This is a genomic window from Streptomyces sp. BE20, assembly GCF_036322525.1.
Taxonomy (GTDB): Bacteria; Actinomycetota; Actinomycetes; order Streptomycetales; family Streptomycetaceae; genus Kitasatospora.
In genome coordinates this window covers 1-948 of sequence record NZ_JAQYWW010000179.1, presented here as the reverse complement: position 1 = coordinate 948, position 948 = coordinate 1, and the positions used below count along the sequence as shown (strand labels likewise).

1 protein-coding gene is annotated in these 948 nt (G+C 77.1%); it reads left to right on the top strand.

Going from position 1 to position 948, the window contains the following annotated elements; all coding sequences use genetic code 11:
- The coding region (locus tag PUR61_RS00800) for an HAD-IC family P-type ATPase (protein WP_329874554.1) at positions 1 to 948 on the top strand (948 nt) is incomplete at both ends.

Below are 948 nucleotides of genomic sequence, written 5' to 3'. Positions count from 1 at the left end.
GCGCCTCCGCCGTGGACGCCTCGATGCTGACCGGCGAGTCGGTTCCGGTCGAGGTCGCGGTCGGCGACGCCGTCACCGGCGCCACCGTCAACGCGGGCGGCCGGCTGGTGGTCGAGGCCACCCGGGTGGGCGCCGACACCCGGCTCGCCCGGATGGCCCGGCTGGTCGAGGACGCGCAGAACGGCAAGGCCGCCGCCCAGCGCCTCGCCGACCGGATCTCCGCCGTCTTCGTCCCCGTGGTCATCCTGATCGCGCTGGGCACCCTGGTCGGCCGGCTCCTGGCCGCCGACAGCCCGACCGAGGCGTTCACCGCCGCGGTCGCCGTGCTGATCATCGCCTGCCCGTGCGCCCTCGGCCTGGCCACCCCGACCGCGCTGATGGTCGGCACCGGACGCGGCGCCCAGCTCGGCATCCTGATCAAGGGCCCTGAGGTGCTGGAGACCACCCGCAAGGTGGACACCGTCGTCCTCGACAAGACCGGCACCGTCACCACCGGCATCATGACCCTGCTCGCCGTCCGCACCGCGGAGGGCGTCACCGAGACCGAGGTCCTGCGGCTGGCCGGTGCGCTGGAGCACGCCTCCGAGCACCCCGTCGCGGCGGCCGTCGCCGCGGCCGCCGCCGAGAAGGTGGGCCCGCTGCCCGCCGTCGAGGACTTCCGGTCCCTGCCCGGACTCGGCGTGCAGGGCGTCGTCGAGGGCCACACGGTGGTGGCCGGCCGGGAGGCGCTGCTGGTCGAGCACACCCTCCCCCTGCCCGCGGCGCTCGCCGAGGCCAAACGCGCCGCCGAGGCGGCCGGCCGGACCACCGTCGCGGTCGGCTGGGACGGCGCGGCCCGGGCCGTCCTGGAGGTCGCCGACGCGGTGCGGCCGACCAGCGCCGAGGCCGTCGCGCACCTGCGGGCGCTCGGTCTGCGGCCCGTCCTGCTCACCGGGGACAACCGGGCCG